General features: G+C 56.5%; 17 protein-coding genes. 2 read left to right on the forward strand and 15 right to left on the reverse strand.

Features of this window, described 5'->3' with window-relative positions:
* Positions 1-170 precede the first annotated feature (170 nt).
* From E4S61_RS13845 to E4S61_RS13880, 8 genes are all read right to left on the reverse strand, one after another.
* Positions 171-662 carry a hypothetical protein gene (locus E4S61_RS13845; RefSeq protein WP_167768501.1) on the reverse strand — a complete coding sequence of 164 codons (492 nt, stop codon included), beginning with the start codon at positions 660-662 and terminating at the stop codon, positions 171-173.
* A 61-nt stretch (positions 663-723) separates the two neighbouring features.
* Positions 724-1,218, reverse strand: coding sequence for an AAA-associated domain-containing protein (locus E4S61_RS26650; protein ID WP_135304518.1), 495 nt, complete (start codon positions 1,216-1,218; stop codon positions 724-726).
* A complete protein-coding gene (locus E4S61_RS13855; protein ID WP_209309489.1) occupies positions 1,170-3,026 on the reverse strand; it encodes a helix-turn-helix domain-containing protein in 1,857 nt (618 codons plus the stop codon). The genes E4S61_RS26650 and E4S61_RS13855 overlap by 49 nt, the downstream gene beginning before the upstream one ends.
* A gap of 188 nt (positions 3,027-3,214) precedes the next feature.
* Positions 3,215-4,222 carry a tyrosine-type recombinase/integrase gene (locus tag E4S61_RS13860; RefSeq protein ID WP_167768503.1) on the reverse strand — a complete coding sequence of 336 codons (1,008 nt, stop codon included), beginning with the start codon at positions 4,220-4,222 and terminating at the stop codon, positions 3,215-3,217.
* A 720-nt stretch (positions 4,223-4,942) separates the two neighbouring features.
* Positions 4,943-5,386, reverse strand: coding sequence for a hypothetical protein (locus E4S61_RS13865; protein ID WP_209309490.1), 444 nt, complete (start codon positions 5,384-5,386; stop codon positions 4,943-4,945).
* 115 nt (positions 5,387-5,501) lie between these two features.
* Positions 5,502-6,137, reverse strand: coding sequence for an IS6 family transposase (locus tag E4S61_RS13870; RefSeq protein ID WP_135304521.1), 636 nt, complete (start codon positions 6,135-6,137; stop codon positions 5,502-5,504).
* Positions 6,138-6,177: 40 nt separating this feature from the next.
* Entirely contained in the window at positions 6,178-6,765 is a 588-nt protein-coding gene (locus tag E4S61_RS13875; RefSeq protein ID WP_135304522.1) for a hypothetical protein, read from the reverse strand.
* Between the two features lie 93 nt (positions 6,766-6,858).
* The gene (locus E4S61_RS13880) at positions 6,859-7,860 is read right to left on the reverse strand and encodes a tyrosine-type recombinase/integrase (protein ID WP_135304523.1); all 1,002 of its coding nucleotides are present in this window, start codon (positions 7,858-7,860) and stop codon (positions 6,859-6,861) included.
* A gap of 285 nt (positions 7,861-8,145) precedes the next feature.
* Here E4S61_RS13880 and E4S61_RS26545 point away from each other — a divergent pair, with 285 nt between their 5' ends.
* Positions 8,146-8,277 carry a hypothetical protein gene (locus E4S61_RS26545; RefSeq protein WP_280663810.1) on the forward strand — a complete coding sequence of 44 codons (132 nt, stop codon included), beginning with the start codon at positions 8,146-8,148 and terminating at the stop codon, positions 8,275-8,277.
* A gap of 299 nt (positions 8,278-8,576) precedes the next feature.
* A complete protein-coding gene (locus E4S61_RS13885) occupies positions 8,577-12,410 on the forward strand; it encodes a DUF7289 family protein (protein WP_135304524.1) in 3,834 nt (1,277 codons plus the stop codon).
* A gap of 82 nt (positions 12,411-12,492) precedes the next feature.
* Here E4S61_RS13885 and E4S61_RS13890 read toward each other — a convergent pair whose 3' ends face one another.
* From E4S61_RS13890 to E4S61_RS13920, 7 genes are all read right to left on the reverse strand, one after another.
* Positions 12,493-13,236, reverse strand: coding sequence for a DUF7289 family protein (locus tag E4S61_RS13890; protein WP_135304525.1), 744 nt, complete (start codon positions 13,234-13,236; stop codon positions 12,493-12,495).
* Positions 13,233-13,688 (reverse strand): DUF7266 family protein, encoded by a 456-nt coding sequence (locus E4S61_RS13895; RefSeq protein WP_135304526.1) that lies wholly within the window; start codon positions 13,686-13,688, stop codon positions 13,233-13,235. Before E4S61_RS13895 ends, E4S61_RS13890 begins: the two co-directional genes overlap by 4 nt.
* Complete coding sequence (locus E4S61_RS13900) at positions 13,685-14,584, reverse strand: DUF7261 family protein (RefSeq protein WP_135304527.1); 900 nt, start codon at positions 14,582-14,584, stop codon at positions 13,685-13,687. The genes E4S61_RS13895 and E4S61_RS13900 overlap by 4 nt, the downstream gene beginning before the upstream one ends.
* Positions 14,578-15,180: a DUF7288 family protein gene (locus tag E4S61_RS13905; protein WP_135304528.1), complete on the reverse strand. Its 603-nt coding sequence runs from the start codon at positions 15,178-15,180 to the stop codon at positions 14,578-14,580. Before E4S61_RS13905 ends, E4S61_RS13900 begins: the two co-directional genes overlap by 7 nt.
* Positions 15,174-15,719 (reverse strand): DUF7287 family protein, encoded by a 546-nt coding sequence (locus E4S61_RS13910; RefSeq protein WP_245180730.1) that lies wholly within the window; start codon positions 15,717-15,719, stop codon positions 15,174-15,176. Before E4S61_RS13910 ends, E4S61_RS13905 begins: the two co-directional genes overlap by 7 nt.
* Before the next feature lie 119 nt (positions 15,720-15,838).
* Complete coding sequence (locus tag E4S61_RS13915; protein WP_135304529.1) at positions 15,839-17,878, reverse strand: type II secretion system F family protein; 2,040 nt, start codon at positions 17,876-17,878, stop codon at positions 15,839-15,841.
* Positions 17,875-20,394 (reverse strand): type II/IV secretion system ATPase subunit, encoded by a 2,520-nt coding sequence (locus E4S61_RS13920; RefSeq protein WP_135304530.1) that lies wholly within the window; start codon positions 20,392-20,394, stop codon positions 17,875-17,877. Before E4S61_RS13920 ends, E4S61_RS13915 begins: the two co-directional genes overlap by 4 nt.
* Positions 20,395-20,560: the final 166 nt, after the last annotated feature.

Raw genomic sequence — 20,560 nt, forward strand, 5'->3', positions numbered from 1 at the left:
AGTGGAGTCCTAATCGGCTCGATGGATTCCTACCCCGGTTGGAACATTGCACAGTGCGTGCGCGAAGTTGGTATGTAGCTCCGCGCGCGAATTTTTCTGATTTTGGGGACGGATTTCCGGGAAAGTGTTCATCGAGGAGGAGAGAAATATTTCAGCAAGTCATAATGAAATCAGTTCATTTCATCTACATACTCGCTCTTAAGCAAAATCGCAGATGAAAATATTCCGCAAAGACCAGCAATGGTTGATCCCAAAAGGACACAAGAAATTATTGAAATTATGACTAATGTCTTTAAAGACGGACTAATTGTATAAAGAAGATAGACAGGCATTGAAATCAAGAGTGATGAAATAATCAGACGGAGAGGGACTCTATCTCCCAAATCACCATATATCGAGCGCCCATCATTTACGCTATTGACTGTCCACACAATCATTTTGGCTATAATAAAAGATACTATGATTATCAGACCTAATGCATATTGGAAACCAATTGTCTGAGCCTCGGACAGACCTATTCCGCTTTGATATGCAAATATACCGCTCAAAATAACAGTACCAGGAATGAGTATGAGCATGGAAACCCCCTCTAACCTATAGAAGAGCTGTAACCAAGAAGTGGTCTTTAAATCCTCCTGAATTTCCTCGGTTGCATCTTTCATCGCCTCCAAATCTACCGGTATGAGAATAGCTTTAATTAGACTCCAAACGCCCGATTCAGAATTACTCATAATCCTCCAAAGATGCTACACCCTTTCGGTTCGCCGTAGCTGTAGGGGCTAATGTCCCTCTTTTCACTTCCCTAAACAGCTCGGAGTACAATAGCCATTGGTAGATTCTTTTAGCATTAGTCGACCGGGTAGTTTCGCTCCAGTCTCGATCAAGGCTTCTACCGACTTGCCCCATTAGTTCCTGATTCTTAAACGGACCTTCAGGAGCTAATTCGCAGTATTTTTTGACCAGAGTGAGATCTAATAAGGAGTCACGGATCAGCTTTTTTCGTTCTTCCTCCGGTGCATCTTTGACCCTTTCTCCGAGATCAGTCAATTTCACTGTTGAGTTTCTATAAGCCAAATTAAGAGAATAGAGAGTGCTCAGTAGCTTATTGACATGATTCTCCGAGAAGTCATAGCCCTCTGCTATAATACACAATAGCCTCCCTTCCGAAACTACTCGGTGAATTCGACGTGGCCGTACTCGGACGCTTCCTCGACACATACATTCGAGAAGTGGAGAGCATTCCCACGCCCACCCTGCCAGCTTTCGAGATACCCCTGTTCGACGAGATTCTTCAGATGCTCTCGGGCGTACCGTGCGGAGATCGAGACTCTCTCGGCTATGTCTCCAGTCTTCCATTCCCGACTATCCCACGCGTCGAGTCCAAGTATAGCGTCAATCACCTGCTTCATGCCGTCTTCTTGTGTCATCCACGAGTCAACGGAGACGATTCGCTTCTCTGGCTCCACCCAATCCGGTAGCGCTGACGTGTGGACATACACGGTCGCACCCTTTTCGCCATCCATCTCCTTCCGTCCGAATCGCATCACTGCTTGAAGGACTTCGTTCTGAATCAGCGCCTCTTTGACACAGTTCCCGAAGTATCCGTAGTCGGTATCTTCCCCTGAGGTCCCATCCTGTCGCTCAACGGAATAACCGGCGAGAGCGCCCCACTTCTTCACGACGTCGTCTCCGGGATGGGGGTTCCCAAGTACGATGCCGAGTCGTATGGTCCCGAAACGGTTGCTACCCTTGAGGTTCCCGTAGTTTTCCGTCCTCGATGCCAAGGAGTTCAGTCCACGACCTTCGTACTGTTTGAGTCCCTCCTTCGAGGTGATTACCCCCGGGGTAGAGTCGTGGAGATCGCCCAATTTCTCCACAACGGGAATATCGACCGTCGGAGAAACCCCATCTCCACCCTGATAGGCGTTCCAGTTCTCGGTAGTCTGCACGATTTCCAGCCCGAGAACATCCTCAAGATATGGCTGCCTGTCATCGTCATCGAGGAGCGGAAACCGTTCAATCTCCGTCCCCATCACGAGTTCCCACAGTTCGAGTACTGGTGTTCCATCGAGAGCCACGACACTCTCTGCTTTCCCAAGGTTCGGCGGAAGGAGGAAGGACCATTCGTGTTCGGTATTCCGGGCCGCTACTTTCCCATCCCCCAGTTCAGCGTGTCGCCAACGGTTATCCAGTCGATCTTTCTCCAGATTGGCGAGCGTCATTAGCGGCCCAAGAGCGTGTGCAGACGAGTTCTTGGCCTGGAGTACGTGATTGGCATCGTGGTGCCAACAAAGCTCTTGCTTCCACAGCTTGACTTCTTCCTGAAACTCTGACTGGCGTTCAAGCAGCTCCTCGTAGTCACGGAAGGGAAGCGAGTCCTGCTCCTCAACATAAGCGGTCACTGCTGGTGGTACTTTCCCGGTGTACTCTTGGACGAAAGCGTCTCCGGGGAACTCATCGATAGCAACGTAGCGTTCCTCTGTCCAGTCAGGCTGGTAGGCGTGGAGATAGTGTCCGAGAAGAACATCGTACGACTCGGGGTCGATATTAAGCCCCTCGATGAACGGACATTCTCCGTGCTCCAGACAGGGCAGCTGTTCCCCGAGAAGTCTGCTGGCATTCTGATGGATTGCTTCGCCTTTGATTCCCTTTCGGTATATCGAGAGTAGCTTCTCCGTCAGTTCATCTGCCGGGTTTCCCTTCTCGTCGAGTGAAACGCTTTCACAGTCGCGGTGGAAGGACGGAAGCCGCGAAACCGAAAGATCGAGGTCGTCTTCCGCACACCAGTCCTCGTATTCGTCCATGAGTTCGTGCCGTGGAGCGAAGACGGTGATCTGGTTGCTTGTTTCAGCCGCCCATTTGAGCACACCGTAACTCTTGCCTGAAGCCGGTAGCGCCTCGATGAGTGCTGTTTGTGGGTGTTCGAATGCTTCCCGTATCACGTCGCCAAGGCAGGATTGGATTTGTTCGAGAGTGGGGTTCTGCGATAGTCCTGCTGCTGTAGATGTAGCTGTAGCTGTAGTCATGATAATTCCACCTGCACCACTACTCGGATGTGGCGACAGGAAAAGCCTCTACAGTACATAACGGGATGCAGTTGGATATAACTACCGAAAACCGACAGACAGCGGCCGATTCTTTTGAAAATTACAGTCTAATCTCCCAGGTCAAACCCTGGGGGTCAGGTGCCGAAACCCTGCTTAAAGAAAACAGGCTAACAGTCTGGCATGGTCTGTCGTATCTGCTCGGATTTCTCCGTCTTCGACCGCTTGTCGTAGTACTGCTTGATTGTGTCATAGCCACTGTTCACGAGATCAGAAATGTTCTCGATGGATACGTCGTTATCGAGGAGATACATGATTCGTCCCTTCCGAATCGAGTGGGGACTCACGCTCGATGGACACTTACTGGCAGTGTTGTAGGTCGTGGCTTCGCACTCGTCGGGGTCGCGGTCGTGGGGACACTCTTGCCCGTAGTGACAGGGGCGCGTGAGCGTGTAGACGTTCCGCTGAATCGTGGTCTTTTGCGCACGAACCGACCGGCCCATCAACAGGGGTTCTCGTCCGTGCTTGTCCGTTCCGCCGGGATGGTTCATTTCGAGGTAGTCCTGCACAACTTCCACGTCTTCCTTCGAGAGCGGAACGTTACGCTCACCGTGGGATTTGTTCTTCAGCGGCGTTCCGGTATCTGGCCGGTGCCGTATCTTCAGCATCGGTGGGTCTTCCACGAGATCGTCCACATCGAGAGCGTGGATACTCCCCTGACGTGCGGCTGTTCGCCACAGGAGCAGGAAGGTGACGTGTCGGAGTGAGGCATACTCGTACTTTTCGAGGTAGTCGAGAATCACGTCAGCTGTCTCCGCCTCGATGAACTCATCCCGCGAGTCGTTACCGTCCTTCTGTGGCACGAGGCTTTCCACCTTCATCGGAAGTCCGTGAGGTACAGCTTCGATAGCCTGGCAGAACCGCATGAACTTCTTGAGCGTCCACATCTGGTTTCGGAGCGTGGTGAGACTCACCTGTTTGCCCCGCCACGTTTTGAACTCCTTGAGTCGTCGACCAGTGAGATCGTTGAGATTCTCTATCTGGTTTTCGTGGCAGAAGTCTACGAATGGCCGTAGCGCGTACTTGTAGTTCTGTACGGTGTTCTTTGCCTGTCCCTCTTTCTGGTCGCTGAGGAAGTCCGTGACGGCTTCCTGTGGTGCGTATGGTTCGAGGCTCATGGGTGGATGCTGACGGATGCATATACCCAGATAGATGCGCCCAGAGTGGCATACTCCCCGCGCGGAGGGCGCGTAGCGGCCGTGAGCGCAGGCCCCGGGTTCAAATCCCGGCGAGTCCATCCGAGTGAACGAGCGAAGCGAGTGATTGAGGATGGTTGAGTCCGGGATTCGCGAGGGAGCGCCTTTGGCGCGACCGTCCCGGCGGCCGGCGTCTCCGGCTCTCTCGCTGGATTTTTTCGTTTTACGTCACTTCTCTATCCCCGTTGTTAGTCTTCTCTCAACCCCCGACAGATGACTAATTGTTTGTCTGAATAGAGTCGAGTCACTCCTCTAACGGGCCCCCCGCTTGCTGGCGTTTTCACTGATTCGAGCAATTGCCTTGTCGCGCGCATATCCAGTAATACTTCTCGATGGGAACCGTATGGCCGAAGTCGAAGAATAAGACGAGATGAGGGAGATGTGAATGAACGCGGGTCGCTGTCTTCTGGGAGTTTCATTGATTCGAGAAGAACGACGGAATGCCATCAACCATGATTGGCTGAGTCACTTCAAGCTGTGTGAACAGGGGTGTGAATACGATGCCTAAGGTTCTATCAACGGATTGGTCTCGGCTCGTCTGTCATCTCAGAACCGGAGCTTCAAAGAACTCATCAAGGGTATACTGTACCCGCTTGTTCTCCATCTCGTCTCGTATTAATATCGATAATATTCACTCCACTATCATATATATTCGGTATAATTTGAGCTCTCAAATATATTTCTACCAAACAATGATTGACTGGCTTCAATTGGAGAAGTTTGTTTGAGATCGGCCATTACGAAGCAAACAAATTTTTTCCAATGCTGGAGGAGGTCAAACGTACTAACCCCATCCTGTTTTAGAGATTCCTCCAAGGCCCATCCAAGATAAAAATCATAGGCTGTCTCACTGATTGCTCTTATTGCCTTGAGCTCGGCCAGTGTTTTTACTATTTGAGTTCCATTCGACATTGATTGGTTCCAACTAGACATCACGAGGAGTTTTTCAGGGTCTTCCTCCTCGGATACGTCTTGATACATTACCGCATCAAGCGCGACAAGACGGAGACCTACGGCGAAGATGAGAACAAGTGAAAGAACCCCTCCAATCCAATTTGGCGGTATTAGCCAAGATGGTAGATTCATCTGGTCTGAAAGAATTTGTAGGAAGCTCACAAAGACAAGAGCGAGCGCGATATTTGCTTCCCCATTCGATAAGAACCTACCGGCATTATTGTATGCCCTTCGAGTATGGTCGTGTTTAGTTAGTAGCATTGAGCCAACGAGCGAAACTCTGCAGCCAGTTTTCGGCTGTTTCCGGTTCGACGTGGCTGAAGCAGTTCGAAAACGACGAGGTTCGTCGTTTTAGCTCTCGAAAAATCCGTTCGACAGCATTTCGATTTCCGTGACGACACTTCTGAAATCGGAGCCCAGCTCGTTGCAGTGCAGTTTGGAGGTGTTTCGCGCCATCAACGAGAAAGACGGCGGCTTCGACATCGTGCTTTTGCCGAAGTTCGCGCAAGAAAATTTCCGTGAGGGTGGTCGTAGTCGTCGAAAACAACCGGATGTGAAGCAGTTCGTTCGACTGCGGCTCGGCGGCGGCGTACAGCCAGAATTGCTGATCGTTGATGCGAATCACTGTTTCGTCGAGCGCAATCTGATTCGGTGATTTACCGGATTCCGGCTGTAAATCGGCTTTCTGCACCCAATCGTGGACGGCTTTTCGACTGCGTTGGACACCCAACGAGTCGAGTAATTCGACGGTATTCGATAGAGAGAGCCCCGCAACGTGCGACTGAATACCAATCTTCATCGCTGGTTCGGGTGTCCGCTCGCGCTCCACAAAGTCCAAATCAATCCAGTCTCTATTCCCACTGAGGCGGCTGATTTCTGGCATGGACACCAAGAAATCCGTCCGCCTCACTTTTCACGCTTAACTAAACACCGCCTCGAGTATCTTGAGCTAATTCTTTCGCGGACTTATCTACGTCTACAAGCCCCTCATGGACATACTCTGTGCCACGTTTAACGAAATCATCTCTTCTTTCCTCAGCAAACTTTGTACCAGGATAGTGAGAGAATACAGCTTCGATTAGCTCGTTTGGTGAAGAGAGCGTCCCAATAAGTTCTATTCTGTTAATCAAGTTCGAAAAAACACGTAATATACCGCCAAGGACAATCGTTCCCGTGTCTCTCAATCCGACATAATATGAATCCCTGAAAGATATGAACGCGATTGTGAGAATAATAAGAAGACCGAGTAGTAGGACGGCTACGATTCCAAGTGCGGCTTCCAATCCGATCAGCCAAGATAGGAGAAGAAGAACACTCCCCAGTAAGAGAGTAGTTGGGAGTTTGAAAAACACGAGAAGTCCAATAAAACTAGAAACGATTGTGAGTGTGATGGACGCACCAACAAAATATACAAGTAAAAGAGTAGGTATCGTAAAGAATACCGCCAATTTCCAGTTCATAAGGGTCAACAAGAGTATGAAGCCGACGACGAGTCCAAGTAAAGACTCCATATGGCAAAATTACATGCTAACAATTAACCACTTTCTGTCTGTCAACATTGACGATAAAGCTTCAATACTCAGTTGACCAATTTAGATCAGAAGTCAGATGTGGTCAAGGTACGACTGTCTCTGACTCCGACGTTCACCCGCTGTCCGTTCGTCGTAGTGCTTCTCAAGAACCTCGTCAGAGACGTTCATCCGATCCGAGACAATTTCCTTTGGTACACCAGAGTTCAGGTGATAGGTGATGGCACCCCGGCGGATTGCGTGAGGAGCTACGCTCGATGGACACTTGCTTTCGTGGTCTTTTTTCGTCGCTTCACAGTCTTCGATGACGCGGTCGTGAGGACACTTGTCAGTATACACGCAAGGTCGAGTTAATTGGTAGACACCCCTCCGGATCGTCGAAAGCGCCGCTCGTCCTCTCGAAGTACAGAATAGTGGCATCCGGCCGTAGTCGTCGGCTACCTTCTTGTGGTTGAATTTGAGGAAGTCGTCAATCACGTCACAGAGCTCGCGGTTGAGATTGACGTGCCGCTCTCCGTGTTCCTTGTTTTTCAGAGGGGTTTCTGTGTCGGGTCGGTGCTTGATTTCGACGTATCCCTCCTCGCTATTGTAATCGTCAACATCGATAGCTCGTGCGGACCCTGACCGCATTCCGGTATGCCAGAGTAGGTAGAAGGCAACGTGGCGGAAGCTCGCGTACTCCCATTTCTCCAGGTAGGCGAAAATCTGGTCAACCGCTTCCGGCTTGAGGATGTCGTCATTCTGGTCGCCATTTCCGGTGATAGTCGGAGACGACACGCGCTCGTGAACGTGCTTCGGGGCCGCCTCGATTCGTTCACAGAACCGGAGGAACATCCGGAGCGTGTCGAGCTGACTCTTGAGTGTGATCGGCTTGATGCCCTCCGAGCGCCACATCTTGTAGTCGTGGAGTTTGCGCCCGGTGATGTTGTTCATGTCCTCTAAGCCGACCTCCTCGCACCACTCGACGAATTGGCCGAGACGGTATCCTTGATTCTGGAGTGACGATTCCAAGAGCTCGCTTTCGCGTTCTTTCAGGTACGCTTCTACAGCTTCTTCTGGTGTGATTGATTCCAGCATGGGTTGCGAAGCACAACCCCAGTAGACGGAGACGATCTCGTGCGTGTTCGCTGAGCGCCAGCCAGGTGTCGGTGCGGTGCGGGTGCCCAGAGCGAGTGAAACGAGCGGCGGGCGTGGACGAGCCGGGTGCCGCGCGGTGCGGTCTCCCTGAGGGAGCGGAGCGACCGAGGCATGGGAGACGGGCCCGAGGTAAAAATCCCGGCGAGTCCACTTTCTTCGCTCACTACGTTCGCTCAATTCCAGCGAGTCCGTCTGAGTTCTCTCTGTCAATCGACATAGAGGTTCGTGGAAAGCGAGTTCGATGCCAACCTCGGCGAGTTCCGACTCTACCGGAACACGTCGACCGGGACGAATACCGACCGCTCAGACTACCAGCAGATGCTGGTCGCCACCGAGAGTGGGAAACCGGCGCTGTGATCGTTCGTAGTATCTCGCCCATCTGCCAGTCAATCTCTGACGTGGAGCAACTGCCTCCCGACTCGAAGAGGCTGGCGTTGAACGACACCGACTTTCTCTGAGTCATCGGTATCCCTATTGCGGGTATCCCCGGCGCAGGAGCGTTGTCTATGAATAATAGGCCGATTTCGTCGAACGAGTCTTTTGAAGGGACTAATCACTCGCCATATATCGGGCGGTAAGACGTGCTTACTTCCGGTATCGTTTGGATTTGATTTTCACCGGAGGGTTTTTGTCAGTCGATAGCGTGGTTGCATAGAATGATTGGGGGAGACCGGTCAGTCGAGGGGGAGCGTGGCGTCTCCAACGTCTTGGCTGTCGTCTTACTGATCGGTATCACGATGGTGGGGGTAGTCGTCGTTCTCGTCGCTGGGTGGACGACGATTAGCGACGTGAATCAAGATGCGAACACTGAGATTGCAGAAGAGTCGTTGCTCAAAATAGACAGCGTGTTCCAGCAGTCGAGCGGTGGCAACACGTCGTTCGATATCCCCGACGAGGTAGATGGGAAGGTGTCGGTCTCACACGACCCGACGTACAACCTCACACTGAACGAGAACGCGACGTGTTCTAGCGGTTCACGCAATCTCAGTAGCATCCGCTACGAAGAGAAGGGGAAGAACGTCGGCTATGAGGGCGGCGGTGTCTGGCGATTGACCGAAGCCGGTACGACGATGTCCTCGCCGCCGGACGTAACCTACGACAACGGGTCGCTGTCGGTTGCATTCGTGAACGTCTCCGGACAGATTACGTCGTCGGGCGAGATTCAGGCACAGCGGAACGTCACCGCACAGCAGATTCAACAGCGGAATATGAGCCGTGCCCTCTACACTAACGGCACGTACACCGCGCCGCCGCCGAGCGGTCGTATCGGTTTCGTCTGTAAGCCGTCGAGAGTTCAGAATGCGACGCTGAAGATAGAGGACAGTCTCTACGCGCGCGGTTGGGCCAACTGGGCGCGGAACAACTACGACGACCGGCGCGTCTCTGTCAGTCCGACCGGGACGGTCAATCCCGGTGATACTGTCGAGATCACCTTCCAGCTCGGTGACGTTTCCGACCCCCAGTACTCCGTCTCGAACGTCGGTATCACGCGGAGCCCTGGAAACCAGCCACAAGTGACAGCAACAGTCACTAACACCGGGGGATTACGGTCGACAAGACCAGTAGAATTCGATTACCACAACGGAACGTACACGGATAGCAAATCGGTGACGCTCGGCGGTGGGGAGAGCACGACTGTCACCTACTCGCTCCCGAACAGTCAGGTCGTCGCGGACGGAGACCCACATAACTTGAGCGTGATAGCCGACGATTCGGCACACCAGAAAGTCGCGTTCGACAGTCCGGGTGGGCATCCGGACACTCGAATATCGTCTGTATCCGTTCCGAGCGGTGTCAGTCTGGGGGCCAATCCGTCGAGTGCGACCGTGACGCTCGAAAACAGCGGCTCGGGCGATGCCGGCGACATGACTGCCATCGAGACGCTCACGATGACGGTCGACGGGACGCCACGAGCGACGTGGAACGTCTCAGTGCCACCGGAGGGGACGACGACGGTGAGCGTCGGTGAGGAACTGCCGACGAGCAACACCGGAACCTACCGGTTGGAGTTCAGCGGGGACCTCGCATCGAATACTGAGGCGGTAGACCCCTTCACCGTCGGCGAGGCGGGATACTTCAGCATCCAATCGGTGTCGCCGCCAATGAACGTCGACGAGGGCGACGCTGTCACCATCGATGCAAACGTGAAAAACACCGGTGGACAGACCGTCGAGGACGACGTTAGCGTTCGCATCGAGAACGAGTCGACCGGGGCGCTCGTCGCGGAGTCGACGACGACGATGGACTTAGACGGCAACCTCGCGGGGTCACCCGAGAGCCAAACAGCGACGCTGAGTCATACGTTCGGCTCGAACACGAACGGCTTGTACACCTACACCGTCGAGACGCCGAACGAGACACAGACCGGGAGCTTCTACGTCGGCCCGTCACCAGAAGCGAACTTCGTCATCACGGGGTCGTCGATCTCGAAGAACCCGGTTGCGATGGGCAACCAGACGACCTTCGACGTTCGCGTGAACAACACCGGATCGAGTTCGGGGACACAGACCGTCCGTATCACAAACGCCTCGACGGGGAATGTTTTGGCTGCCGAGACCATGACGCTCGCGCCGAACGCGGACCGGACCGCGACGTGGACAGTGACAGTGACCGACGAGGAGTTCGATTACGGAAACAACAAACTCACAATTTCGACCGCGAACACCTCGCTGTATCAGAACCTCAAAGTCCACGACGGGTGGGACCCTATCGACAGCGACGACGGGAAGATCACTGTCAAAGAAGGCGTCCGTGCAGAGATAGAGATGAACGGCGCGGAGTTAGAAGGGTTCGTTGACACCGATGATTACCGGTATATCGTAAGTGATCCGGTTCGGATGCGACTGCTCGTCGAGAACGACACGGGCGAGTATAGTCGGTTGCTCTGGGGGGATTACAACTACGGTAACGTCAACCACCCCGAAGCAGAGCGGCGAATGAGAAATGACGATTATCCAGATGTCTACACCGAGGAACTGGTCCTCTCCCCTAACTCCACGGTCTCGCTGTTTTCTCGGTCGTATTCCTGCAGAAACAGGGAGTACAACGGCGTCGTCCACGAGGACGTAGACATATACGACAACGGACGACTGTACGACGTTCCGGGCGTAGAATGTACGAGGTGGGGATCCGAACGAATCGCTATCGACGGCGATTCCAACTCGGAGAACGTCGTCATCCTCGGGGATGACGAGACGTTGCCCGCCTATCAGCAGGCGGGGGTCGCACAGTTGGGTATCGACGACATGCTGGGCGGGAGAGTGAGCGACGACGGCAGACTCCAGCTGGCAGACGACGAACGCGTGTTCCTCTACGAACTCTCACAGAAGGATGCGGATCCAGCTAACGCCTACAAGGACGACGACCCGGACTACAACGACGCCGTGGCGACGTTCCGTGTCGTCTCGCTGGAGCGAACGATACAGGAACCCGCGAAGTTCAGAATCACCGATGTCGACGTACCCAGCAAAGTCAACCAGGGCGAGGACACGGACCTCGAAGTCACCATCACCAACGTCGGGGGGAAGTCGGGAAGCACCCCCGTTCGGGCGACGTTCGCGGGTATCGACGAAGGGGCGCGGACCGTAGATGACCTCGATTCCGGCGAGTCAGAAACGGTCACGTTCGACCTCGATACGACACATCCTCCGGGCACGTACGAGTGGACGACCAACGCGACGGCGTCTAGCACGTCTGCGAGTGAGCGTTCTGGCTTCGTTACCATCGGTGACCCGCCGACCGCGAACTTCCTCGTCAGCGTCAGCGGTCCGGCCACTGCTGACGTCGACGACGCGCCGGAGGCGACGGTGAAAATTTACAACACCGGCGGAGCCAGCGACACGCAGGACGTGAAGCTGTTCGTCCGCGACGACGACGCCGGCGGCGGGTTTACCGAGGTCGCGAGCAAGTCCGTCACTCTCGCGAGCGGGAACTCGAAGACGCGGGCGTTCGACCTCCCAACGGCGAAGAGCAACTATACGTACTACGTCGAGACCGAGGACGTCACCGCTTCGAATCGTCAATTGTTCGTCGGCGAATCGGATGTCTCGGTGGTCCGAGATACGAGCATCAACATCGGCACGTCAGATTACGACACGGAAGAGATAATCGAGCGGCGCGGTGGTATCTCGCGGATGAACGTCAAAGTGGAAAACAGTGGCACCGTCGGCGACGAACGTGAAGTACAGTTGACCATCGAGAACAAGAACACGGGTGCGACAGCCGTAGACAAGACGGTCAGCAAGCGGGTCGGTTCGGGGAACTTAGCCGGTGAGGGCCCGGTTCCGGCGTACGTCGGCTTCGACAGCGACCTCGACCCCGGCTACTACACCTACGAGATAACCGTCTACAGCGACACGAAGTCCTCCGGAAATAAGGACGATACCATCACCGGTGAGCTGTTCCTCCAAGCGGTAGACAGCGGCGATAGCAACACGGAAGATTCGCCCATCTCGGTGGACTCTTCGACGATAACGGTCAAAAGCGGCTGAGTTATACGGACTGTTGTAGCTGTTTACCAGTAATCGTCACACTGGGGTTGACGATACCGGTACGAGACTACGACAATCCGTATCAGTTGACGACCGTGATGTCGATCGTCGTCTGGTGGACGACGGCGCGGCCGGTGTCACAGCGGTAGACGCCGCTACTCTGTTCCTTCCAGTTCGGAAGTCGCTCTTCGAACACTCGCTCCCACGCCTCGCTGTAGGTCGTGTTCCCCACGTCCACTTCGACGTAGTCAGCGCTCGCATCCGAGGCATCCACGGGGTAGACGAGCGAGCGGTTGGTTACCTCGCTGCGAAGCGTCACGCGGTTCTCCGCGGAGACGTTGACCGAGCCCTGAACGGCTGTCAGCGGGAGGTCGGCGCTGTTAGAATCGCAGCGTATCGGCGGGAGTCGCACGACGACGAAGCCGTTTTCTTCTACGCGAAACAGCGCACCGCTGCTGTACACTAACTCGGTTCCGGTGTCGGTCGTCCGGACGAAGGCACTGGTGGAGAGCGGCTCTTCGTCAATCGGCTGACCCGACCCGTTGTCGACGGTGACAGAGATATTTGAGTTCGTCCGCTTGAGCCCGTGACCTTGCAGTTTTATCGTCGTCGACCGGCGCGGCGCGTCACTGGCTCGCTGGTCGGAGAGCGTCTCGGCGTAGCCAAGCATCGTCGCCTCCGCGACGTTGGTCTCGGTCCCTTCTCGCACGTCGTCTAAGGCACCGACGCCGCCGATGGTCATGAGCCCGATCATCGAGATAATGACGCTGAACACTAGCGTAAACGCGACCAGATCGGAGACGCCACGGGTCGCCATCTCTCTCATCCGTTGCGTACCTCCAGACACGGCTCCGTGGCGTTGTACGCGACGGCGACCGGGCCGCCGTTGACGATACTCGGGCAGATACCGGGTTCGGTCTCGTTGTCGAACCGGACCTGCGTCGAGAGGTCACGACTCGTCATGTTGACGTAGATTGTGGTTCGATCCGGCCCGGGATCGACGACGATTCTGTACTGCTCGCCGGCGATACGTTCGGGATAGTGCGATTGGAAGGAGAGATTGCTCGTCAGTCGAGCGGTGTCGAACTGGTCGAGACGGACGAGGTCGCTCGTGATACCCGACCCAACGTCGACCAGCCCCTCCCGAGCGACGGACTCTCGCTGGTCGGTGACCAGTTGCGCCCCGCCGATGAGCAGTCCAGTCACCAGAATCGTCGAGATTCCGATGGCCAACGCCTGCGTAATCGCCGGTGAGACGGCGCGTGTATCCCGAATCATGACGTTTCGTTGATGAGGATGGTGCGTTCGTAGTTGGTGTAGGTGACATCGATTGCGGGGACAGCGGGGTAGGAACTGTAATCGCCCGAGTCGTAGCTGCCATCGGGGAACGTTCCCGTTGACGCGAAGACGTACTGTCCACCCGCCCTGTTTCCGTTCTCGAACCGGACGTCGAAGGAGCTATCGAGGACGTCCTCGAACGACTGGAATGTCGTCGTCGTCCCAGCGATTGTACACTCGCCAGTAGTGACGTTCAGACGGACATCCTGCGTGTCGGTGGGCGTGCTACAGACCGTCGAACTCGTTCCCGAATGCTCGACTCTGACGGCCCGTTCGACCGGGCCGACTGGGTCGAGTACCCGCAGCCGCCACCTGTTGCCCCCTTCTCCCTCGACGATGATTGTGAACGCGTTCGACGGCCCGCCGTTGACCGTGGTTACGGTCATGTTGAATGCCGTAACGGTGTCCGCGTCTTCGACGACCGGCCAGTCGTTAGCGTTTCCCGGTCCGCTGGGATCGGGGCGCTGGAAGTCGCCGGAGCTGGTGGTCCGATTCCCCCTCGAACTGCTCTTATTCAGCGTCACGTCGACGTACGAGCCCGTCCGTGCACCGCTCACGCGGGTCTGGTAGGTCGAGTAATTCGCGAGGCTCCGATTGAGTGCGTCGGTGAACTCGTCGGTGTCGTTGGCCGCGCGGGTTCGCGTCACGATTGCCTGTAAGTCTCGCTCGACGGCGGCTTCCCGGTCGGCGACCTGTTCGATACGGTCGGCGTTGTCCGGGGTCGCCACGTTTTGGGTCACGATGAGGCTGTTGGTCAGCGCAATCGTGACTAGGAACACGACGGCGACAGTGATGCCGCCGAAAAGCAGCAACTGTCCGCGGTCGTCGGCTACCATACGGTCAGTCGCACCTCCACGACGTTGTACAGCTCTGCCTGTTCGTCGACGTCCTGCAGATAGTACGTCGAGATATCTTCCTCCAGCGATGGCCCAGTTTCGGTACAGCCGTCCGGTCCGGGTCCATTGATGCGAATCGCCATAGTATCGGTCAGCGTCACCGTCGTCGTCGCCACCGTTGCACTGGCTGGTGGCCGATTGAGCGTCTCTTCGGAGCGCTCAGAGACGATCTGCGTCTCTCGTTCGTCGCTCGTAACGTTCCAGTAACTGAAATAGAGGTTGTACTGGTCGCCCTGTGCGTCGAAGGTCTGATTGAGCATCCGCTCGAACCGGGCGGGTTTCGTTTCCTGTTTCCCGTTGAGTCGCGTCTTACCGGCGCTGTAACAGAGCGTCGCGTTCCGTAGCGCGCCAGTCTCGCTGGCGACGGTCAACAGGTCGTTCGCGCGCTGGCTCAGCTGTCGTGTCTCCTGGCGCGTCCCGTCCTCCCACGCGCGCGTATCGATAGCTTGCAGTCCGTACACCGTCGCCGAGACGATGAGGATCGCAGCGAGGACTCCTTCGAGCGTGTAGGCCTGCCCTCGATCGCCGCTCACCATGCGCGAACCACCAGCCAACAGGTCGGATCGCACTGCGTATCGACATCGTTCGCCAGCCGAACGACCCGTGTCGAGGTGACGGACGGTTGGTCCCGGTAGTCTTCGCCCCACGCGAGCGCTGTTCCGCTCCCGTCGCGGGCGGGTACTCGACTCCCGTTTTCCAGCGACGAACTGTCGACGATGCTGACGTTCAGGTCTGGGTTCGTCCGGCGGGTTGACGAGACGTTGACGCCAGCGCGGGCTTTCAACTCTGAGAGGTCCGTATCTGCCGCCAGTGACTGATCGATGCCATCGGGTTGATTGTACCGGAGGGAGTTCGGCTTCCCGTCGACGCTGTAATTCTCGACGAGGTACGAGGCGACGCGGTCGGCTTGTGGCTGCTCTATCGGCGTCGCCGAGTCCTCGTACACCGAGAGCGCGCCGCCCTGGATGAAGACGAACGCCCCGATAATCGTAACTAACAGGATGCTCGTCCCGATAGCGAAATCCTGTGCCGTCTGTCCCCTGTCGTCCATTCCTATTATTCCGCTGTCGTCCATCACCGCACTCCTCTGTCGCTCGCTATATCCTACCGCGTTCGACTATCGTATAACCTCTGTCGCACCATTATTAAATATCTACGCCATCACTCATTTACTGATATCGATGGTCCTACCCATCACCCTACGGCCATCCACACCACGAGCGCGATCGTCGAGAGGATGACGGCGAACTTCACGCCGGCCATCAACTTCACTTCCCGAATATATCCCGCGATGAACGACGAGAGCAGCGCCTGTAGCGTCACCGCGTGGAAGAACAGCATCGACAGCAGTTCCGTATCGACGTTGCCGCCGAAGCTCCCGCCCGGCGCGCCGGAACTGCTGGCTCCCGACGCCTGCGTCGACAGTCCGGACATCACGTCCAGGAACTGCGTCTTCAACAGCGCCATCACGCCAAGCAGCGTGAGGTAGGTCATGATGATGATGACCGTCTGCATCCGAGTGCGGGATTTTCGTTCCCGCTCGATGTCGTCCTGATTTTCGGAGGCCTGTGCCGCCGTCGAAAGCACGTCCTGAATCTGGCTGGACGCCTCCTGTGCCTCGGCGATGAGTTTCACCGTCCGGGCCAGTCGCGGGACGTGGTACTTGTTGTTGAACTCCCGCAGGGCCTCCTTGAGACTGGTTCCGTAGTTGACCTTCGCGTGCATCGTCTCGAACTCGTCGGAGAGTTTCCCCGCCGAGGTCTCCGAAACCACTTTGATCGATTCGAGTAGCGTCATCCCCGTGTCGTTGGCCGAGGCGAGTTTCCGGAGGTTTTCCGAGAGATTGCCGATGATGGCCTTCCGCGAGCGGAGGTTCCACTCGTAGAATATCGTCAGCGGGAGGAAGTTGATGTACATCGGAACGTACACCCAGAAGAACGTTCCCGAGACGGGATTGGCTCGCATCCCGTCGAGCGAGAGGGGTGCCCACCCGAGGACGACGGCGACGACCAGCGCGAGAATCGAGAGCGGGACGGTCAGCCCGAGGACCAGAATCGGATGGTCGCGGAAGAAGAGGTCCGGCCGTTTCAGTATTTGGACGAGTTCGTAGGTCCCCTCGCGGCTCTTGATGCGGTCGAAGACGCCGTAGGCCCCCGTGTACTGCTCGACGAGGCCGAGGTTGAACACGCCGACACCCTCGTCGACGACGACGTTCTCCTCGTCGGCGGCCGGCCGGAGGTAGCCGTCGCCGATGGCGTCCTGGGTGACCGTCGAGACGAGCACCAGGAAGGCCGTCCCGGTCAGCGGAATGAGGCCGTAGACAGTGCCGTAGATGAGTCGCTGCTGGGCGTTGCCCATCATCGACATGATGACGAGGATGATGATGAGCAAGAGCGGGAACAGCGAGAGCGTCATGTACATCTCGCCGAACAACTCCAGCGTCTCCAGCATCTTCTCCTGCTCCTGCCGAGCGGTTCGCATGTGCTTTTCCTTCTGATCTTCTAAGAAGGATGTCATGTCTCCCCCCGAGTTGATGATCGAGAGCATGTCGGTCAGAAACTGCGAGAGCTCGTCTGAGGGCGTCTCGATGGCCTGGTTGCGAACCGCAGACCGGTAGTCCGTATCGAAATACTCCGTCTCTAAGACGATGGACTGAAACTCCTTTGCGGCTTCGCCGTACGTGTCGTCGGCTTTCCCCATCGCGTGGAGAATTTCGAGCTGGTTCAATCCGCCCACCGAGAGGGCGTACATGAACGAAATAGCGTCCGAGAGAAGGATGTTGATCTCGCGTTCGCGCGCGCTGGCCCGGAAGTACGGGATCGAGACGAGTGAGCCGAAGCCGATCCCGAAACCGATCGCCCCGAACACCAGTCCGGTGATGAGAATCAGGAAGGGGAGTTTCAGCGCGTCGATGACGGCCAGCACCGCTTCGTTCTGGATGGCGACGCCGATGAACGTTGGCCCCTCGGTTCCGGAAAAGAGGAGCGTGACGAGCAGGTAGCCAAGAAACGTCCCGACGAGCCACAGGGTCGCCCCCGCGATGACGCCGACGGCTAGCGCCCGCGCGAGGAACATCTCGACGTTGTCGGCCATCCGGGCCTGTGCGAGTTTCGTCCCGACGCTGTCGACGAAATCACCCTCGTCGTCGAACAGTTTCCGATAGGCCGGATAGAACGCATCGCCCAGAGCGCCGCCGCTCCCGAGTTGTTGCTGGCCCTTCGTATCGAGGCTCATCCGCTATCTGCCTCCTTTCCGGCCTTTGGGACGAACTGGCCGAAGCCGCCGACATCTTCCTCTTCCTCTTCGTCTTCTACGTCTCCTGCTAGTGCGTCGCCTTCCATCAGTGCAGCGACGATATCCGGCGTATCACCCTGTTTGAACTGCTCGAACAGCGGCCCGGCGTTGTCGAGGATGGATTTCGTCTCCTCGACCATCGCCGGCGGGGCGTCCGGCCGCGGGACCATCTCCTCTTTTTCGGGGTCGATATCTATCTTGACCGACTCCATCTCCCGGAGGTCTTCGAGCGACCGTTCGAGTTGGTCGTTGGCGATGAGCGTGAGGATGGTATCGGGGTCGTTGACGAACGCCTGAATCGTCGCGGCGACCTGCGTGTAGGTGTTCAGCCCCTGCTCGATGAGATAGGCTAAGACGACTTTCCGCTTGAACAGCTCTTCGTCGAGTTTCTCCTGTGTCCACCCGCGGTCGAACTTGATCTCTTCGAGGGTGTTGGAGTTACCCATCTGGATGTACTCGTCCGTCTCGGCGCGCCACTCGTAGACGTCCCGGACGTTGATCTCGTCGTTCTCGGCGGAGTACTCGTTGATCTCGGTCAGGGACTTGTTCCGACGGACTTTGCTGCCGTCCACGCGAGTCTGGGTCTGAATCGAGACCAGATCGAGCGCGGTAAAGAGCGTCTTCGAGACGTTGATCGGCTCGGTGGTAAAGCGCTTGATGACCTCGCCGACTGAGTCGGCGTGGAACGTAGTGTAGGTCGTGTGTCCGGTCGACATAACCTGGAAGAGGGTCCGTCCCTCCTCACCGCGAATCTCGCCCATGACGATGTAGTCCGGGCGTTGGCGGAGTGCGGCCTCCAGTAAGTCGAACTCGTCGACGTCGCCCTTGTCGTCCTCGCCGAAGGAGGGGCGAGTCACGCTCGCGACCCAGTTTCGCTGGGGTAGCTCCACTTCGCGGGTGTCCTCGATGGAGACGATTTTGGAGTTCGAGGGGATGAACAGCGAGACGGCGTTCAGTGAGGTGGTCTTCCCGGACGCCGTACCACCGGCGAAGATGAGGCTCTTGTTGTTCTCGATACAGAGCCAGAGGAACGCCATCTCGTCGAGCGAGAACGTGTTCCAATTGATGAGGTCGATTGGGGTGAACGGCACGTCCTTGAACTGACGGATGGTGTAGTTCGTCCCGTGGTCCGACACTTCTCGTCCGAGCGTCAACTGCGCACGCGACCCGTCCGGGAGCGTCGCGTCGACCTGTGGCTGGCGTTTGGAGATCCCCTTTCCGGAACGCTGGGCGAGTTTGACGACGAAGTCGTCCAGTTCGCTCTCGCGGTGTTCGACGTTGGTGATGATCTGTTCGTAGTCGGTGTGGTAGACGAACACGCGGGAGTTGTAGCCGTCACAGGAGATGTCCTCGACGTTGATATCGTGTTTCACCGGGTCGATGCGGGCGTACCCGACGAAGTCCCGCTTTAGCATGTACAGCAGTTTCTCGACCTGATACTCGTTCAGTGTCGCGGGGTCGTCCTCAATGATGGCCGGCTCGGGGCGGGCCATGATTCCGTTCAGTTGCCCCAGCGACTCTGTTTCGGTCTCCTCACCGATGTCGAAGAGGTCTTTCACCTGGTCGAGCAACCCGCCGCTGGTTGTCCCGCCAGTGACCGACCCGTCGTAGAGGTCGTACCGGGAGAGCAGCTGCTCGGCCTCGCGTTGGATGACCGACGCTCGGTCGGCGTTCGAGCCCTTGACGATGACGTCGTCTTCGGAGTACTTGATCGCGGTCTTGAGCTTCCCCGAGAGGAAGCTCTTGAGGTCGTCTTCGATCGGGTTGAGATACGGTTCGACGACGTAGTACTTCCGTTCGTTCTCCTTCCGAGAGTGAAAGATGACGACGCAGGCGTACGGTTTGTTGACCCAGTAGCGTTCGGTCTCTTGGAAGTGTGATTTCTTGCTCTCCGGGACGGCCTTCTCTAAGTCGTAGCGGTTGACGACGGTGGTGTGGCCCTCCCGCGTCGAGAAGAACACGTCTTCATCTACATCGGGGTCAACGTCGACGGTGTTCTCGTCGACGAATTCGTCGAGTTCCGCCGCCAGATTCTCGCCCAGCGAGAGCTTGTTCTCGACGTGGTCCGGGTCGAACCCGAGGTGATCTTCGGGTTCGAAGGGGACGACCTCGCCTTCGCCGTCGCGCGGTTGGTCTCCGTCTTCGTCGTAGTAGAACTCCTGTTTGAAATGTTCCCACGTGTAGACGCCCTTCGTGACCGGCGTCGTCGTCGGATCGAGATACTCCTCGAACGGCTGCGAAAGCGTCAGTGCCGTACTCGCAGCGGTCTCCAGTCTGTCTTCGAGGTCGCGTGGCTCGAAGCCGAGGTACTCGCTTCGGTCGAAGCGCCCCCCGCTGTGGAACTCCCGTCTGAGGTCGTCCCACGTGTACTCTCCGACCGTCGCCGGCCGGTCGTCGCCGTCCCCCCCACTGGCGACTTGTTCCGAATTGCCCCCCGTTTTATCATCAATTGCCATTGTGTTTCATCTCTTGGTTCGTGTGAAAAACCTTTTCGGCGTCAGTCCCCACCACAGTCCACCTGATAGTACGCCACGGTCCAACACAGTTTAGACGTGATACAGCAGGCCCCGTACTGAAACTTTCGGCGCGGCTATTAGGATTGATAACTAACTATCAGAATCG

The organism is Haloarcula amylovorans, assembly GCF_004681185.1.
Classification (GTDB): domain Archaea; phylum Halobacteriota; class Halobacteria; order Halobacteriales; family Haloarculaceae; genus Haloarcula; species Haloarcula amylovorans.

Bases quoted from the DNA above. Each gene is read 5' to 3' on its own strand.
- E4S61_RS13845 (WP_167768501.1), bottom strand. From the start codon at position 662: ATGAAAGATGCAACCGAGGAAATTCAGGAGGATTTAAAGACCACTTCT.
- E4S61_RS26650 (WP_135304518.1), bottom strand. From the start codon at position 1,218: ATGTGTCGAGGAAGCGTCCGAGTACGGCCACGTCGAATTCACCGAGTA.
- E4S61_RS13855 (WP_209309489.1), bottom strand. From the start codon at position 3,026: ATGACTACAGCTACAGCTACATCTACAGCAGCAGGACTATCGCAGAAC.
- E4S61_RS13860 (WP_167768503.1), bottom strand. From the start codon at position 4,222: ATGAGCCTCGAACCATACGCACCACAGGAAGCCGTCACGGACTTCCTC.
- E4S61_RS13865 (WP_209309490.1), bottom strand. From the start codon at position 5,386: ATGAATCTACCATCTTGGCTAATACCGCCAAATTGGATTGGAGGGGTT.
- E4S61_RS13870 (WP_135304521.1), bottom strand. From the start codon at position 6,137: ATGCCAGAAATCAGCCGCCTCAGTGGGAATAGAGACTGGATTGATTTG.
- E4S61_RS13875 (WP_135304522.1), bottom strand. From the start codon at position 6,765: ATGGAGTCTTTACTTGGACTCGTCGTCGGCTTCATACTCTTGTTGACC.
- E4S61_RS13880 (WP_135304523.1), bottom strand. From the start codon at position 7,860: ATGCTGGAATCAATCACACCAGAAGAAGCTGTAGAAGCGTACCTGAAA.
- E4S61_RS13885 (WP_135304524.1), top strand. From the start codon at position 8,577: ATGATTGGGGGAGACCGGTCAGTCGAGGGGGAGCGTGGCGTCTCCAAC.
- E4S61_RS13890 (WP_135304525.1), bottom strand. From the start codon at position 13,236: ATGAGAGAGATGGCGACCCGTGGCGTCTCCGATCTGGTCGCGTTTACG.
- E4S61_RS13895 (WP_135304526.1), bottom strand. From the start codon at position 13,688: ATGATTCGGGATACACGCGCCGTCTCACCGGCGATTACGCAGGCGTTG.
- E4S61_RS13900 (WP_135304527.1), bottom strand. From the start codon at position 14,584: ATGGTAGCCGACGACCGCGGACAGTTGCTGCTTTTCGGCGGCATCACT.
- E4S61_RS13905 (WP_135304528.1), bottom strand. From the start codon at position 15,180: ATGGTGAGCGGCGATCGAGGGCAGGCCTACACGCTCGAAGGAGTCCTC.
- E4S61_RS13910 (WP_245180730.1), bottom strand. From the start codon at position 15,719: ATGGACGACAGCGGAATAATAGGAATGGACGACAGGGGACAGACGGCA.
- E4S61_RS13915 (WP_135304529.1), bottom strand. From the start codon at position 17,878: ATGAGCCTCGATACGAAGGGCCAGCAACAACTCGGGAGCGGCGGCGCT.
- E4S61_RS13920 (WP_135304530.1), bottom strand. From the start codon at position 20,394: ATGGCAATTGATGATAAAACGGGGGGCAATTCGGAACAAGTCGCCAGT.